General features: G+C 62.7%; 14 protein-coding genes. 6 read left to right on the top strand and 8 right to left on the bottom strand.

What is annotated here, in order from left to right; all coding sequences use genetic code 11:
* The first annotated feature begins 52 nt into the window (after positions 1-52).
* Positions 53-952, top strand: a complete 900-nt coding sequence (locus EPO50_RS22310) for a TauD/TfdA family dioxygenase (RefSeq protein ID WP_296347627.1) — start codon at positions 53-55, stop codon at positions 950-952.
* On the opposite strand, the gene EPO50_RS22315 is transcribed toward EPO50_RS22310, so the two are convergent.
* Positions 932-1,447, bottom strand: a complete 516-nt coding sequence (locus EPO50_RS22315; protein WP_296347629.1) for a GNAT family N-acetyltransferase — start codon at positions 1,445-1,447, stop codon at positions 932-934. The genes EPO50_RS22310 and EPO50_RS22315 overlap by 21 nt on opposite strands.
* A gap of 44 nt (positions 1,448-1,491) precedes the next feature.
* Here EPO50_RS22315 and EPO50_RS22320 point away from each other — a divergent pair, with 44 nt between their 5' ends.
* Positions 1,492-2,352: a MaoC family dehydratase N-terminal domain-containing protein gene (locus EPO50_RS22320; RefSeq protein ID WP_296347631.1), complete on the top strand. Its 861-nt coding sequence runs from the start codon at positions 1,492-1,494 to the stop codon at positions 2,350-2,352.
* A gap of 4 nt (positions 2,353-2,356) precedes the next feature.
* Positions 2,357-3,619 carry an MFS transporter gene (locus EPO50_RS22325; RefSeq protein WP_296347632.1) on the top strand — a complete coding sequence of 421 codons (1,263 nt, stop codon included), beginning with the start codon at positions 2,357-2,359 and terminating at the stop codon, positions 3,617-3,619.
* Here the strand turns inward: EPO50_RS22325 and EPO50_RS22330 are convergent.
* The 5 genes from EPO50_RS22330 to EPO50_RS22350 form a co-directional block, all read right to left on the bottom strand.
* On the bottom strand, positions 3,616-4,851 hold the full coding sequence (locus tag EPO50_RS22330) for an epoxide hydrolase family protein (RefSeq protein WP_296347634.1): 1,236 nt from the start codon (positions 4,849-4,851) through the stop codon (positions 3,616-3,618). The genes EPO50_RS22325 and EPO50_RS22330 overlap by 4 nt on opposite strands.
* A 22-nt stretch (positions 4,852-4,873) precedes the next feature.
* The gene (locus EPO50_RS22335; RefSeq protein ID WP_296347636.1) at positions 4,874-5,629 is read right to left on the bottom strand and encodes a tyrosine-protein phosphatase; all 756 of its coding nucleotides are present in this window, start codon (positions 5,627-5,629) and stop codon (positions 4,874-4,876) included.
* Between the two features lie 48 nt (positions 5,630-5,677).
* Positions 5,678-7,846: a TonB-dependent receptor gene (locus EPO50_RS22340; protein WP_296347638.1), complete on the bottom strand. Its 2,169-nt coding sequence runs from the start codon at positions 7,844-7,846 to the stop codon at positions 5,678-5,680.
* Between the two features lie 100 nt (positions 7,847-7,946).
* Positions 7,947-8,609 carry a hypothetical protein gene (locus tag EPO50_RS22345; protein ID WP_296347640.1) on the bottom strand — a complete coding sequence of 221 codons (663 nt, stop codon included), beginning with the start codon at positions 8,607-8,609 and terminating at the stop codon, positions 7,947-7,949.
* Between the two features lie 90 nt (positions 8,610-8,699).
* Complete coding sequence (locus EPO50_RS22350) at positions 8,700-9,563, bottom strand: decaprenyl-phosphate phosphoribosyltransferase (RefSeq protein ID WP_296347642.1); 864 nt, start codon at positions 9,561-9,563, stop codon at positions 8,700-8,702.
* A 202-nt stretch (positions 9,564-9,765) separates the two neighbouring features.
* On the opposite strand from EPO50_RS22350, the gene EPO50_RS22355 reads away from it, so the two are divergent.
* Positions 9,766-10,509, top strand: coding sequence for an SDR family NAD(P)-dependent oxidoreductase (locus tag EPO50_RS22355; RefSeq protein ID WP_296347643.1), 744 nt, complete (start codon positions 9,766-9,768; stop codon positions 10,507-10,509).
* 18 nt (positions 10,510-10,527) lie between these two features.
* Here the strand turns inward: EPO50_RS22355 and EPO50_RS22360 are convergent, their stop codons facing one another.
* A complete protein-coding gene (locus EPO50_RS22360; RefSeq protein WP_296347645.1) occupies positions 10,528-11,688 on the bottom strand; it encodes a hypothetical protein in 1,161 nt (386 codons plus the stop codon).
* Between the two features lie 977 nt (positions 11,689-12,665).
* Here EPO50_RS22360 and EPO50_RS22365 point away from each other — a divergent pair.
* Complete coding sequence (locus EPO50_RS22365) at positions 12,666-14,759, top strand: alkyl sulfatase dimerization domain-containing protein (RefSeq protein WP_296347647.1); 2,094 nt, start codon at positions 12,666-12,668, stop codon at positions 14,757-14,759.
* 65 nt (positions 14,760-14,824) lie between these two features.
* Positions 14,825-15,133, top strand: coding sequence for a hypothetical protein (locus tag EPO50_RS22370; protein ID WP_296347649.1), 309 nt, complete (start codon positions 14,825-14,827; stop codon positions 15,131-15,133).
* Between the two features lie 514 nt (positions 15,134-15,647).
* Here the strand turns inward: EPO50_RS22370 and EPO50_RS22375 are convergent.
* On the bottom strand, positions 15,648-16,640 hold a 993-nt coding region (locus EPO50_RS22375), incomplete at its 5' end, for an SEC-C metal-binding domain-containing protein (RefSeq protein WP_296347650.1).

Consider the following 16,640-nt stretch of genomic DNA (forward strand, 5'->3'; position numbering starts at 1 on the left):
CAATTGGCGATCGGAGAAACCAAACGAACAAGGCTGCTGAGGAACTCGACCCATGGCTATTTCGGTGCATGCCGTTACCCCGGACTTCGTTGCGGAAGTCGGCGACGTTGCGCTCAACAAGCCTCTCGCGCCGGAAGACTTGGCTGCGATTCGCGCGGCCTTCACCAAGTACGCGATCCTGATCTTCCCCGATCAGGAGTTCGACGACGAAGGCCAGCTCGATTTTGCCCGCAACTTCGGTCCACTCGAGACGACCGTGTTCAAGGCGCGTAAGGACCACAAGCTGCGCCTGCACGAAAACATGGCCGATGTCGGCAATCTCGATTCCGAGAACCGCGTCCTCGCTGCCGACAACCGGCAACGGCTCTACAATCTCGGCAATCGGCTGTGGCACACCGATTCGTCGTTCAAGCGTCTGCCGGCCTATTGCTCCATGCTGCATGCACGTTCGATCCCGCCGATCGGCGGTCAGACCGAGTATGCCGACATGCGCGCCGCCTATGATGCACTGCCCGAGGCGACCAAGCGGCGTATCGCGGGCCTGGTGGCGGAACACTCGATCATGACGTCGCGCGCCAAGCTTGGATTCAAGGACTTCGATGAAAGCGAGCGTGTGGCCTTCGCGCCCGTGCCGCAGGTGTTGGCGCGCAAGCTGCCGGATTCGGGCCGCATGAGCCTCTATATCGCGAGCCACGCCGGTGCGATTCGTGGCATGGTGGGCGAAGAGGCGGGCAAGCTGCTGGACGAACTCACCGCGCATGCCACGCAGCGCCAGTTCGTTTATTCGCATCGCTGGCGGGTCAAAGATCTGGTGATCTGGGACAATCGCTGCACCATGCATCGCGGCATGGAGTTCGACGATCAACGCTACAAGCGCGACATGCGCCGCGCCACGGTTTCGGACGTGGCGCCGACCTGTGAGCAGATGGGGCTAGCGGTCGCCGCTGAGTAGCCGTCGCATGATCGTCCGCCGCCACGGCGGATGGCCGTGGCTGTTCTCCTGCATGAACTGAAGGCGGAAGGCATGGGGCCAGTCGCCTCGCGGCAGTTCCTTGAAGCCACGCCGTGCATAGAACGGTGCGTTCCATGGCACGTTGCGGTACGTCGAGAGATGGAGCCAATCGTACCCTAAGGCGCGTGCGGCCTCGCCAGTGCGATCTATCAGCGCCGAGCCGTAGCCATGACCTTGCCAGCGATCGAGCACCGAGAGCTGGTCAAGCCAGGCGGTATTGCCTGGTAGCTTCATCAAGGCAAAACCCACGGGATGGCCAAGCGGCGAGACGGCGACCAAGAGCCGGCTATTTCGCCAGCCCTCCTCCAATGAGGCGATGGAATGGGGCGGCATATCGAGGACGCACTGGAGGCCGACTTTGCGGTAGCGCAGGTCGGCCATGTTTTCGATCTGCGGCAACAGGTCGATTTCATGCGGATGCGGCGGGCGAATCATGACACGGGATTGGCTACGCTGTTGGTTGCACTGGAGGATGTGTCATGACGATCGATATCGAACCGCTGAAGAAGGAACTGGGCCGCAAGATCGAGGACGAGGATGTCGTCACCCAGGCGCCGCTGAAGGCGATGATCGCCACCTTCGATCGCAACGACAAGGTCCCTGATGCAGGTGAGCCGATCGCGCCGGGCTGGCACCTCTGCTTCCTGCATTCCTACGCACGCCGCAACGTGCTGGCCGAAGACGGTCTGCCGACCGAAGGCGGCGTGCTGCCCAAGATCCCGCTCCCGCGGCGCATGTATGCGGGTTCCACCTTCACTTTTGACGGCGATATCCGCGTCGGCGACAAGCTCCGGCGCGAGACGGAGTTCTCCGACGTCCAGGTGAGGGGCGGTGGCACCGGCACCTTGATCGTGACCAGCCAGACCCGGCGTATCTACACACCGCGCGGTTTGGCCGTGACCGAGGTCGCCAACACCGTGTTCCGCGAAGAGGTGAAGGCCGGCGAGAAGAGTGGCGTGCCGGTGCGCGAAGCCGCGCCCAGCGACGTGCCGTGGCGGCGGACGATCAAGGCCGATCCGGTGATGCTGTTCCGCTACTCGGCGATCACCTTCAATCCGCACCGCATCCATTACGACCGCACCTACTGCATCGAGACCGAAGGTTATCCCGGCCTAGTCGTACACGGCCCCTTCGCGCAGCAATGCCTGTTCGACCTGCTTCGCGATTCCGCCCCCGGCCGCACGATCAAGACTTTTGCGATCCGCGCCCGGGCGCCGCTGTTCGACATCGCGCCCTTCGAGGCGGTCGGCCGTCCGACGGCGGACGGCAAGGGCGCCGAGCTCTGGACGGTGACGCCCAAGGGCACGATCGCCGCGCAGGCGACGGCGACCTTCGCCTAGGGACATGCAAGCACCACCTCTGCCGCGGTTTCTGATACCGCGGCTGCCGTTCTTCTACGGTTGGGTGGTTCTGGGATGTCTTTGCCTGGCGGGCTTTGCCCGCCAGGGACCGGCGGTTGCCGTACTGTCCATCTTCGTCGTGCCCATGACCGATGCCTTTTCCTGGTCGCGGACGGAGATGTCGGGGGCGGTGTCGTTAGGTGGCCTGCTGGCGGCGTTCATCTCGCCAGTGATCGGGCCGATTGTCGATCGCCGCGGCGCGCGGCTGATCCTTTGCCTTGCCGTCGCGGGGACCGGTGTGGCGGCACTTGCGCTGTCGCTCACCCAGTCGCTGCTGACCTTCTATCTGTTGTTCTGCTTCGCGCGCATGGTGTGGGCGGGGCCGTACGATCTTGGTCTCTACAGCGCCCTCAACAACTGGTTCGTCGCACGGCGCGCCATTGCCACGTCGATCGTTACTCTTGCCCAGCTCTCGGGCCTGGTGGCGCTGCCGCTGATTGCCCAGCTTGCGATGACCGGCGCCGACTGGCGCGCCGGCTGGATTGCGGTCGGCACCGTGGTGCTCGTGGTGGGCTTCCTGCCGTGCTGGCTGTTGCTGGTGCGGCGGCCTGAGGATGTCGGGCTGCAGCCCGACCGTCTGTCCGACGGCAAGGCGCAGGTGCTCGTCGAACCGCGCTGGAGCCGCGCGCAGGCGATGCGCACGCCAGCCTTCTGGCTGCTCTCGCTCTACACGGTGCTCGTCTATCCGGTGCAGGCCGGCGTCAGCCTGCATCAGGCGCCGCATCTGATCGAGCAGGGGATCTCGCCAGTCGCGGCCGCCGCGATCATCGCGTTCCTGTCGGCCTTGTCGGCGCTTGCGGGGTTTGGCATCGGCTTCCTGCCTCGCCACTGGCCCATCCGCTACCTGATGGCAGTGACGGCGGTTCTCCTCTCGGCCGGCAGTTTCGGTCTGATCAGCGTGTCCTCGGCGGAAATGGCCGCCGTGCCGGCCGGACTGTTCGGTCTGGGGATCGGCGGCGTCATGATGCTGTTACCAATGGCCTGGGCCGACTATTTCGGCCGCGAGAGTTACGGCGCGATCCGTGGTGTGGCGCTGTCGCTTCAGGTGACGGCGCAGGCGGCAGGGCCGTTGGTCTCCGGCATGCTGCGCGACTGGAGCGGCACCTATACCGACTCACTGCTGCTGTTTGGTGCTCTGGGCGCTCTTGCCGTGGTGGCAGCTCTCGCAGCGCGACAGCCCCGGTTGAGAGCGCTCCAGACCGCCTAGTCGTTCGCGGCCCCGTAGCGCAGCGGCCGGAAGAAGGCGCGGATGTCTTCGACCAGCAGACCGGGCTCCTCGAGAGCAGCGAAGTGGCCGCCTCTTGGCATGACCGTGTGCTGACGCAGGTTGAAGGCGCGCTCGATCCACTCCCGCGGCGGGGCCGGCGCGATATCCGCGGGGAAGGCCGCGAACGCGGTCGGCGTCTCGACCCGAGTTCCTTCCGGCAGGGCACGCGGCCTCTGCTGCGCGGCGCCGCGATAGAGCCACGTCGCCGTGCCAGCCGTGCCGGTCAGCCAGTAGACCATGATATTGTCGAGCAACAGGTCCATCGGGAAGCGCTTGAGCGGATCGCCGCCGCAGTCGCTCCAAGCCTGAAACTTCTCGACGATCCAGGCGGCAAGGCCAACTGGCGAATCGGTGAGGGCCACTCCCAGCGTCTGCGGCCGCGTCGCGTGGATGCGCTGGTAGGCGGTCTTGTCGTCCAGCGCACCGCCCATCTTTGCGAGCCAAGCCTGCTCGTCGGCGCTGAGGCTGGCTGTCTTGAGGTCGATGCCCGGTCGCAGGCCCATCATGTTGAGATGTAGGCCGAGCACGCCCGAGTCGTCCTGCTTCGGATGATCGAAAGCGAGCCAAGACGACACGACTGCTCCCCAGTCACCACCCTGCACGCCGTAAGGCCGGTCGTAGTTGAGTTTCTCGGTGACGAGTTTGTGCCAGAGGCCGGCAATCGCCCGTGGACCGATCGGGCCTGTGCTGCCGTCTTCGCGGATCGGCGGGCCGGAGAAACCGTAGCCCGGCAGGGACGGCACGATGACGTCGAAGGCGTCGAGCGGATCACCACCATGGTTCTCCGGATGAGCCAATACATCGATGATGTGCAGGAACTCGACGATCGAGCCCGGCCAGCCGTGGGTCACCACGAGCGGCAAGGGCCGCGGTGCGTCCTCGACCTCCGTCCCGGGCTCCCGGATGAAATGCAGGCGTTGCGGGCCGATATCTACGAGATAGTTGGGCCAGCGGTTGATCGCCTCCTGGCAGCGCTGCCAGTCGTAGCCGTGGCGCCAGTGGTCCACGAGGTCGGCGAGAAAGGCCGGGTCGGTACCGGAGGCCCAGGAGCCGTCGTCGGCGATGGCAACAGGTGGCCGCCAGCGGCGCAACCGCTCGTCGAGGTCGATCAAAGCCCGTTCAGGGATATCGACCTTGAAAGGTTCGGGAGTGTCGTAACGCGTATCGCCCATGAGTACAGGCGTAGCGCGGAACTCACCCTTCCAGCAAATCGCGCTTAAGCCGCTCGCGTAGGTCGGCGCCGATACCGAGGGCCTTCTCAGCAAAGTCCTCGGGGGTGCCGAAATCGCCACGTACCACTTCGAAAGCTGCTTCCAGGTAGGGCGTGCGTGCTTCGATGATGGCGGCGCGGGTGTCGATGTCGAGTTCGGGATAGCGGCCGATATGGCCGGTCCACAGTTCGTTGGTGCGAAGATAGTCTTCGATCACAGCTTCCCACGGCACGCCCAGCAGGGTCAGCAGCAGGGCCGAGGCAAAGCCGGTGCGGTCCTTGCCCGCCGTGCAATGGAACACCAACGGACGGTGTGTGCCGTCGCTCAGAGTAGCGAACAGGGTGCGAAAGCCAGGGGCGCAGCGGCGCGGATAGTCGCGATAGTGATCGGTCAGGAACTGCATCATCAGATGCGGATTGGCCGTGCCATCGGCGACCGCGCCACGGATCTTGTCACCCACGCCTGGTTCGATATGAGCGCCGACGATGCGGCACGACACACCCTCGACAAGGTGCGGCGTCTCCGCCGCTTCGGTCACGCCGCGCAGATCGACGATGGTGCGCACACCAAGCTGGCCGAGGGCCGAGCGATCCTCGTCCGTCAGGCTACCGAGATGGGCCGAGCGGAACACAGTGCCGCGCCGCACGAGGCGACCGTCGGCAGTGCTATAGCCGCCGAGGTCACGGAAATTGGAGCCGCCTTTCAGCGGTACGATGAAGGGTAAGGATTGATCGGGCATGCGTACTGTTTATCACGCCAGGCCGCTCCGGATCATGTCGGATCCGGGTCAGAATTTTTGCGACAGCGTCACGAAGAAGGCCCGTCGCATTCCGTACTGCGGTGCGCCGACGCCCACACCGGTGCCGTCGCGCAGCTGATAGGAGAGGTCGGTCAGGTTGATCGCATCGAAACGGATCGTTGTGCCCTTGCTCCCGGGCAGGGGAATCTTCTGCGCAACGGAGAGATTGACCGTCGCATAGGCGGGCAGGGACGTGTCGTTGGGGGTCACGACGCTGGTGCGCAATCCGCTGCCGAACAGCATGTCGGCCGAGACACGCGTTGCCCACTCGCTGCCGTGGTTGAAGACGTAGGCCGCACCGGCCGATCCTGTCCAACTTTGATCGTGGTCGGCGAAGATCCAGTGGTTGGCGATGTAATCGAGATCGGCTTGCTCGAAGTTGAACTGTGCGGAATTGATATTGGTGGAGGAAACCCGCGACCAGGCGAGGTTGGCGTAGGCCGACCAGGGTCCTTTGTCGTAGTTGCCGAAGACCTCGAAGCCCTTCACCTGGGCATAGGCATAGTTGAAGGCGGTCTGGAAGACCGGGGCGCCGAACTGGCCCTTGTCGAGGTAGTTCTCGGCGAACTTGTAGAAGCCGCTGAAGCCCACCGTCAGGCCGTCGACCGGCTTCACCGTGAGACCGATATCGAAATAGTCGGATCGTTCCGCCCGCACGGGATCGTTGCGTGTGACTTCGGTGGCAGCCGTCGTGCCGGCACGTACGGCGATGGAGTTGAAGCCCACCTGGTTGAGCGGCGCGGGGACGAAATAGCGGGAGTAGCCGGCGCGCAAGGCGATCTTCGGATCGGGTTCCCAGACCAAGTTGACGCGAGGGCTGAGCTGGTTCTCGGTCGTTGCCGCGGAGATGGCATCGAAGCGGGCGCCAAAGTTCATGGTGAGCGTCGGCGTGACCTTCCACTCGTCCTGCAGGTAGACGCTGTAGGTCCAGCCGACCAGCTCGGAGCCATCGGTGAAACCGACGGTCTGCTCGCCCGGTATGAACTCGGCATCTGGATCGCTCGGGTCGGGCACGAGGGGCAGGGCGTTGGTCTGAGAGAAACTCGTGACTCGCTCGCGTTGCACGAGGAAGCCGCCTCGGATCGTATGGTTCGACGCGATCTTCCAGCTCGCATCGGCCTGCGCGCCGACGGCAAAGCTGGTGCGCTTCGCCCAGGGAGCAACGCCATTGTAGAGCAGGTCGCCCAATGCATCGGGCTGGTAGGAAAGATCAGAATAGCGGGCAAAGCCCGAGAGCTGCAGGTTGAAGTTCTGGTAGCTCTTCTGCAGCGATGCGATGCCGAAGTAGGTGTCTTCCCACTGGCGTTGGTCGAGGAACGAGCTGTTCTGGTTGGATATGCCGTTCACCGTGAAGTTCGGCATCTGTCCCGGCACATTGGGAATCTGGTAGCGGGCGCTGGCGCCACCGCCGATGAAACTCAGCCGTGTATTTTCGTCGACGATGCCGGTCACCTTGGTCAGCGCATACCATTGGGCCGTGTTGTCATGGAGGGGTAATGCAGAGCCCGTGGGGTTCTCGATGCCGATGCCGTTGCTGACATACTGGCCCACAGCAAAATAGTCGATCGCACCGCTGCGGCCGCCATACTCGAGAGCCGGCTGGACCCAGTTGTAGGAGCCGATCATGGCCGACGCTTCGCCGCCGGGATTGGTCGTGCCGGATTTCACATTGATGTCGACGACACCCGCGGTGCGCAGACCATATTGGGCGGGCAGGGCGCCGGTGATGAGCGACAGGGAGTCGGCGAAGCGTGGCGACAGGACCTGGCTGAAGAGCGAGAGGCCCTCGGGAAGTTGCACGCCATCGAGCCGGTACTGCAGGCTGCCATGGTCGCCACGAACATGGACCTGGCCGAAGCCGTCCTGGACGACACCGGGCGCCCGCAAGAGCACCTGGTTGAGCGAGGCGTTGTCGCCGAGAGGAATATTCTGGAGCGCGGAAGCGGCAAAGTCGTAGCGCGTCGCCCCGAGGCTCGGCTGGATTTCGCTGCGCTCGCGATCCATCTGCTTGGCTGTGACCTCAAGCGGCGGCACGGTTATGACCGGGCCCGAACCCGCCGTCGGATCCGGCACCGGGCTCGTTTGGGCGAAGGAGGGGGTCGCGGCCGAGAGGGAAGCCGTGAGAGCCAATGCCGATACACCAATACGCCGCCGCATCTCTGGCCCTCGCTGAAATGTTATGTCGTAACGTTACAATATAACATTCTGCGAGGTCAACAAAACACGCCGGTCGCTTTACGGGCTTAACGGCCCATTCCTACGGTTTACTCGTCCAACGGGGCGGCAGCAGGCGGGTATTGAGGAAGAAGCGGGCGCTGTTGTCGGTCAACCGAATGGAGCCGATCAGCGGCAGGTCGTATTTGGCCTGAAAATAGATCTCGGACCGTTGAACGATGCCGGGATCGTCGTTGATCGGATGGCCAATCAACATGCGGTAGGGGCAGGTGAAGGTCGCCGATTCACCGGGTTCGAGGCCTGTGGTCGTGCGAGATGAAAACCGCACGTCGGTCGCCTCGAGCAGAGTTGGCGGCAGCCCGGATGCGCGGACGTGATCGAGAACGCAACCAACCTTCAGATTTGCCAGAGGAAACCAGGGGTCCTTGTTCTCCACCTTGAAGGTCACGTCGAAGGGTGAGCCGTCTTTCACCTCTTCCGACGAGTAGCTCGGGATCGGCCGCAGCGACCATGCGCCAAAGGTCAGGCCGGCAACCACCATCAGAACGATCAGCGTCAGGAACAGACGCTCGAGGGATCGAGCGCCATCTCGCGCCATCATCATCAGTTCTTGCTTGAGCGTCAGCCTGGGAGGCGGTGGTGGACGCACTCTTGCGCGGGATTGTCTCGGCGGTCCTGATCGGGGGGCCGCAGAAGCGCTCTTCTTGCTGTTGGTCTTCTTCTTTGCCTTCGGCTTCGTCGCCATGGGGCCGGCTTACCTCACCTCGGCCGTGAAAAACAGTGACTTCAATTTTACCGTGATAGTGCCAGAAGAAGGCGCGCAAAACTTGGCGCGTCAGGACGAGGACAATACCCAGAGGCAGATCGCGCCCCAGGCGACGATCGCCGAAAGGAGGGGCCAGTCGTAGAGGACGACGTCGGTCGGCGATTCGCCGCTGCCTTCCTGGTCGACAACATACCAGTATCTAAACAGGCCAAAGATGACGAGTGGGATCGTTGCAATGAGCCTGTGATTGGTCGACATCACGAACAGGCTGTAAAAGATCAGGGCGCCCGTCGCCGCCATTTCGGCAAACCGATCGACCAGGATCGGAGAGTACTTGGCGAGAATGACCCGGCTCTCGGCGCCACTGCTGATCAACTCTTGTCGCCGCTTTATCGATGCCAGGTACAAGGCGAGGCACAGGGTCGTGACCAGCATCCAGTCCGAAAGAGGCACGCCCAAAGCGACAGCCCCTGCATAGACGCGCAGCACGAAGCCGATGGCAATGCTGAAGATGTCGACGACAGGCTGATCCTTGAGGACGTAGGTATAGGCAACATTCAGCAGGATGTAGCTGCCGACGACGGGGGCCAGCTTGCTGTTCGCGGCAAGAGAGACCAGGAGCGCACCAAGAATGACGCCCAGGACAATGACGGCATCGCGGGAAGATATTGATCCAGAGGCGAGCGGCCGTGTCAGGCGTTTGGTCGGATGTTGGCGGTCATGCTGAACATCGCGCAGGTCGTTGATGATGTAACAGGCGGAGGCCGCCAGGCAGAAAACCGCAAAGGCAAACAGCGAGTCGAGGATCTTGTCCCAATCGGAAAATTGCCGTGCGAACACCAGGGGCGCGAAGACAAAGGCGTTCTTGATCCATTGCTTGGGCCGGACGAGTCTTGTCAGACCCTGAATTCGCTGACCAGACGAGATACTCATGATCCTCAAAGGCATCCTTCAGGGGCTTTTTGAAGCGATGCCCGGCGCCAAGTAAGCAATGCCTAGGCGACTTTGACGAAATCTGCAACCAGGGAGAGAATTGTTTGGCGGTGGCGTTTTCGTCGAGACGACAGGGAGGGATTCGTGAAGTCTGGGTGTCCGAGACCTGATTGCCCGACGTGCCGTCGATGGGGTCCATAGGATGAAGCGCATCGTCGTTGTCGGCGCGACGTCCGCCATTGCGGAGCATTGCTGTCGCCTCTGGGTGGAAAGAGAGCCTGTCGATCTCGTTCTTGTCGTCCGCGATAGAAGTCGGGCCGAACGGATCGTGGCCGATCTTCGCGGGCGCGGTCCTAAAAGCAGGGTGCGTGTCGAGCAGGTCGATTTCCTGTCCGCCTCGGAGATTGGCGCGCTGGTCGATCGTTTGTCATCCGAAGGGCCGATCGACGTTGCCCTGATCGCGCATGGCCTGCTCTTGCCGCAGCGGCTCTGCCAGCAGGACATCGCCAACGTTCAGGAGACTATCGCCGTGACCGCCCTTTCTCCGGTGTTGTTTGCCGAAGCCTTCGCCAAGGTCATGGAACCCGTCGGGCGGGGGAGCCTCGGACTGATCGGCTCGGTCGCGGGCGATCGCGGCCGGCGCGTAAACTATACCTATGGCGCATCCAAAGCCTTGATGAACGCCTACGCGCAAGGCCTGCAGCACAGATTCGCAGGTACCGATGTCAAAGTGGTCCTGCTCAAGCCCGGCCCCACCGATACACCGATGGCAGCCCCCCATAAGGCAGCGGGCCGCCGGCTCGCCTCTGTCGAGGAGGTTGCGCGCGGCACCGTGCACGCCCTGGATCGTGGCAGGGCCGTCGCCTACCTGCCGCCGAGATGGCGGTTGATCATGTTCGTCGTCAGATCCTTACCGGCGTTCATCTTCAACCGGCTCAACATCTGAGCGTTTCGGGCCGCGCGTTCAGGCGGTCGAGGTTCGGGTTGTGCTGGTTTTTCGCGACGCCAAGTAAAGCAACAGCACGCTCATCATGTAGAGCGACGGCGCGTAGAGCCGCACTTCGGCGGACGGGTAGAGCGGAAAGCGGACAATGACGCCGACGACAATGGCGGCGAGCAGCAGGCTGGGCCAAACATCCTTCGTCGACGCGGCCAGGATCACAGAAAGCAGTCCGACGGCGATCCCTGCATGGGCCCAAGGTTGCGAGGAAATCTCGACCAGCTGCGTTCGAAGCACCGTCGTGTACTGGCCCAGGGTGAAGACAGGACTGTAGCCTGCGAGGTCGGCCTGGATCTCGATGAAGGTGTAGTGAATCTGGGCCCACCAGCCGAGATGACCGCTCATCACGACGTTGAATTGGTAGGCGGCGACGGAGCCGATCGCCAGCACGGCCGCCGCGAGATAGTTCCCGCGCGCCGCCAGCGCCAGGCACAGTATCGCATTCAGGATCACGCTATCGGGGCGTAGCAACGCGGCACCGATCAACAGAACCGTCGCCACAGGGATGCGCGATGACAGCAGCAACGCAAAACCCGCGGTCGCAACAAACGCTGTTATCGAGTCCGGCGTGCTCATGCTGGCGAAGCTGGACAGTTTGAAGAGCAGGACGATCGGCAGCCAGGCGAGCGTTGCAATGCCGTCGAGGTGCCATGCCTTGGCGAACAGCAGGGCGAGCAAGCCCAATGCACCAGCGAGGCTGACCAGAATGACCGCATGCACCGGCCCGGTGACGTTGGCGACCACTCTCAGCAGGAGAACATAGCCGTATTTGCTTTCGAAGAGGGGCAGCTGACTCATGAGCGCGACGGGGTCGCTAAATTGTGCTTGCCGATATGGACCCGTGGTCATGTAGGCGAGCAACTCGGGCGTCAGGTACGGCTCGAGCGCGGCCCATGTCGCAGAATGAAGGGCTGACGCATCGAGCACCCCCTCTTTCATCAGAGTGCCGCCCTTGAGGATTGCTGCCGTGTAGGCAACGACGTCCCAGTCCAGGGCCGGCCGGACATGTGCAAAATAGATGAAATGAATTGCGATGGCCGTTGCCAGGATGGCCGAAACAAGTCTCCAGCCCGTCCATCGGGCAAAGGAAACGAACCACGCGTTGTTACGGAGCAGGACGACCATTCAATGGAAAAGCGGGCTGGACTCTCAGGATCGGCTGAAACCATACCCGTGGGGCTCAGGCCCGGCATCATCCATTCGGGGGACAACCTGGAATTACATTCCAGCGGGAACTTCTTGCGGCCGTCTTTGGCGGATTCACGGTGCCGCAAAACCGGTATCGCCCCGGCGTGGCCTCTCCTGCAGCCTGATCCACAACCAGCGCCGGCCGGAAGCGGCATCGCTGCCAAAGGGGCGGGGCGGTGCAGCCTGCCATCGCGGTACCAGATTTCACACGTGATGACGCCCGTGGCCGGGTTGCGCTCAACAAAGGCCGGCGTTTGGCGCAGCCGTACCGTGCAGGAGGACGACCTAGGGGGCTACAGCACTCCAACGGCAGCCGAGCCTGGGTTCGGTGATGGTGAGTGACTTCGGTGAACTCGCCGCGTTCGCGACAACCCGGAGCGTCGTGCCGCCCATACTGAAGTCCGTGGTGTACACGCCCGGCGATGTCTGCGTCATGTTGCTGGTGATGCCACCAGCTGACGTTACCGAAACCGCGTCACCGGCAGCCCTCAACGTATGGACACGTGACAGAGCCGCGTCGAACCGCGTGCATCCCGCTGGATTTCTCTCAGGGACCACTCGAAACTCAATGGGAGTGCTCGGGAGTGCCGTGGACTGTGTCGATGCTTGCGGTGTCGATGCTTGTTGAGTTGAACATCCAGCGATAACAGCGATGGCCATAGCCAGCGCCAAGAACGTGCCAGTCAAGTTGCGCATTTGCAGCCTCCCTTTCCAACGCCGTCCACATAGTAAACGAGCGGCACCACCGGCAGTGTCTGGACACGGGACGGCTCTGCTAGCCCCCGCCCCATCTTAGCGCTATAGATTCTAAAATGAGAGTTTGTGCACGGCGTATCGCTCTGTAGTTGCCGTTTAGAACATGCGTCCTGGGTACGCAACGCCATCGGTATGAAACACAAAGATGGGGTGTTCAAATGACGCGGCCAAGTCTCACGCTGTTGTCCCTGTTTGCCGGCTTGATATCGTTGGGCGCGCAAGCCCAGACCTCAGGTGCATCGTTGCTTCCATCGGACGGCGGCGCGAGCGCGACCCGGCACTTCGACTCGCTCGGAAAACCGCCGTCGAAGTTCACCATCGAGCTGCGCAACGGCCAGAAGGCCGAGCTGCCGTTTGCCGACAAGCGCGATTTCGACGAGGCGAAGCGGGGGTTTGTCGCGGAGCCATCCTACACGAAGATCATGGCTGACGCCGGCCACGTCGCGTGGGACATGGGGAGCTACGGTTGGCTACTGACTGGCAAGGACTTCGAGAGTATCCACCCCTCGCTGCAGCGACAGGCCATCCTGAACATGGGCTATGGTCTGTACGAAGTTATTCCCGGCCGCGTCTATCAGGTCCGTGGCTATGACCTCGCCAACATCAGCTTCATCAAGGGCGATACGGGTTGGATCGTCTTCGACCCGCTGACCGTGCAAGAGACCGCGCGGGCGGCGCTCGAGTTCATCAACGACAGGCTCGGAAAACGCCCGGTTGTAGGGGTGGTGTACTCGCACTCGCACGCCGACCATTTCGGTGGAGTGCGCGGCGTCATCGACGAAGCCGATGTCGCCGGCGGCAAGGTGATGGTGATCGCGCCGGAGGGCTTCCTCGAGGCGGCGATTTCCGAGAACATCTTCGCCGGCAACGCCATGTCGCGCCGGCTCCAATGGCAATACGCCGTGTTGTTGCAGCGCAGTCCGCACGGCCACGTCGACCAGGCGATCGGCAAGAATGTCGGCAACGGCAACGCGGGCCTGATCGCGCCAAACCGGCTGGTCAAGAAGGGGGTCGAGGAGATCACGCTCGATGGCGTGCACATGGTGTTCCAGAACGTGCCCGACACCGAGGCGCCGGTCGAGATGAACACCTACTTCCCGCAGTTCAAGGCGCTCTGGACCTCGGAGCTCGTCACCGCAACCGTCCACAACATCTACACTCTGCGCGGTGCGCAGGTGCGCAACGCGCACAACTGGTCGAAGCAGGTCGCCCTCACGCTTTACAAGTTCGGGCAGGAAGCCGAGGTATTGTTCGCCTCGCATAGCTGGCCACGCTGGGGCAATGGCCGCATCCAGGAAGTATTGCGTGCACAACGTGACGCCTACGCGAACCTGAACAATCAGGTACTCCACTACGCCAACCAGGGCGTGACCATCAACGAGATCCACAACGTGTACGAGGTGCCGAAGAGCCTGCGCGACCAGTGGGCCGTGCGCAGCTACCACGGCGATGTGCAGAACAACACGCGCGCGGTGATCAACCGCTTCCTCGGCCACTACGACGGCAATCCGGTCAACCTGATCCCGCTGTCGCCGAAGGATTCGGCGCCGCTGTACGTGGAGATGATGGGGGGCGCGGCGAAGATCGTCACCAAGGGCGAGGAACTGCTGGCGCAGGACAAGCTGCTGCTCGCCACCGAGATCCTGAACAAGCTGGTCTTCGCTGAGCCGCAAAACCAGCCGGCGCGACGGCTGCTCGCCGATGTCTATGAGCAGCTTGGCTACCGCGCGGAGAGCACGAGCGTGCGCAACAGCTTCCTGCAGGGTGCCTTCGAGCTGCGCAACGGCCGGCCAGGGGGTGTTCCGCCGCGGCCGACCGGACCCGACGTGATCCGCGCGATGTCTACCGAGCAATGGCTCGACTTCATCGGCATCAGCCTCGATCCGAAGAAGGCCGAGGGGATGCGATTCACCATCAACCTCGTGACCCCGGACAACAGCGAGCAGTACACGATCGAGATGACCAACGCGACGCTCACCAACATCAAGGGTTTCCAGGCGAAGAGCCCGGACCTGACGGTGACCGTGAACCGCGCCGATCTCAACCAAGTGATGATGGGGCAAGCGTCGTTCGATGACTTGATTGCGGCAGGCAAGGCTCGGTTCGAGGGCGACAGAACCGGCTTCGATCAACTGCGCGCTATCCTCATCCCGTTCACGCCCGACTTCGAAATCCTGCCGGGCTCCGCGGCGAAAGCATTGACTACACCGCCGAAGCCCTTCGAGGTTCGCAATGTTGTCGATCTCGATTGAACCGACACTATGCGCCTAGCGTGGGCACTCTAGTGTTGGATCGTGCAACGAGGGGAGAGCATAAAATGATCTTGCGATCCACGATTCGCCTGGCATTGATCGGCGGTACCGTCGGCATCGTCGTTGGTTGTGCTGATCCTAAGGGTGAGCCCGGCACCGATCGGGAGACCCGCTCCACCGCCACCATGGTCACCTGGTCCGACGGCAACCCCGCCATCTCCATCGCCTGCGAGAATCCAGGCGGCTGCCAGCGTCGCGCTCTCGCCATGTGCAAGGGCGGCAATTACACAGTGCTCAACATGGACAACATGCCGACCCGCGGCGACGCCAGGTCTGTACGCGGCCCAGCGTCCGTCGCTGTGCGCTGCAACTGAGACCGCTATGCCCGCGCCGGGCTTTGCCTGCCGTCCTGTCCAGGGCGGGCGGAATTCAGCGGCAACAGTCCGGCGGCTTACCTCAAGGTCTTTGATCTGCCGCGCAAGGTCGGTGAGGTCGCCGGACCGACCGTCGTTCCGTCACCGGGATCATCGCGGCGACTCTGCGACTGCCGATCGCAATGTGTGCCTGAAGCTCATCGTCCATCAAATGAAGCCCTAATTAGCAATGGCGCGCCCGCATCGTTGGGTGTGTGGGAAGGATGGGGGCGGCCATTGCTTAGGCGATCCGGCAGACGTTGGGGCGACGCCGGACTAGTAACTGTCGTTGGGAGCAACAGTACAAAAAACCTTAAGCATCCAAACAAATTGCATTCCATCCATAACGTTACCGGAATGGATGCAATTCAAGCGCGTTAGCGCAGCCCAAAGCAGCGCGCCGTGGCGTTCGGAGGCTTCTGCCTAACAAGAAATGTTAGGCAGGAGCTCTCTAAGTTGTTGAAAGATAAAGGCCTTACACTCGCCCGTGACAGTGCTTGAACTTCTTGCCTGAACCGCAGGGGCAGGCGGCATTGCGCGAGACCTTGCCCCAGGTCGAGGGATCATTGGGATCGGCAGGGCCCTTAGCCATCTGACGTGGCCGTTGCAGTGTCGCGACGCCGCCGCCGTCCGGATCGGCCGGGTCGTAGGCGGGGTCATCACTCATCGAGGACGCGAGCGCAGGATCCTCGTGAATCTCGCGCATCTGCGTCGGCATTTCCGGCATCGGTGGCGGTTCCATGCGGATCTGCAGGGTAGCCAGCAGAGTCACCACCTGCTCACGCAACCCGGTCAGCAGGTCTTCGAAGAGATTGAAGGCCTCGCGCTTGTACTCGTTCAGCGGATCCTTCTGGCCGTAGGCGCGGAGACCAATGCCCTGACGCAGATGGTCGAGGTGCAGCAGATGCTCCTTCCAGTTCTGGTCGAAGATCTGCATCAGCACGCTCTTCTCGACCTGACGCCAGACATCCGGCCCGTACTGCGCGGCCTTCTGGGCGAACAGGCGCTCGGCCGCCTCGTTGAGGCGCGACTTGATCTCCTCGTCGGCGATGCCTTCTTCCTTGGCCCATTCATCGACCGGCAGATCGAGCCCGAAGATGCGCTTCACCTCTTCCTTGAGCTCGGGGATCTTCCACTGCTCGGCGTAGACGTCTTCCGGCACGGTTCGCTTCACCACCGCGTCGACCACGTCGCGCCGCATGCCGGCGATGGTTTCCGAGACATCCTCGGTGCCCATCAGCTCGACGCGCTCACGGTAGATCTCCTGGCGCTGGGCGTTCATCACGTCGTCGAAGCGCAGCAGGTTCTTGCGGATCTCGAAGTTGCGGGCCTCGACCTTGCCCTGCGCCGTCTCCAGCGCCTTGTTGAGCCAGCGATGGGTCAGCGCCTCGTCGTCGGCCATGCCCTTCTTCTGGACCCAGTCGAGCACCTTGTTGTTGCCGAAGATGCGCATCAGGTCGTCTTCCAG

The organism is Reyranella sp. (genome assembly GCF_004297405.1).
Classification (GTDB): Bacteria; Pseudomonadota; Alphaproteobacteria; order Reyranellales; family Reyranellaceae; genus Reyranella.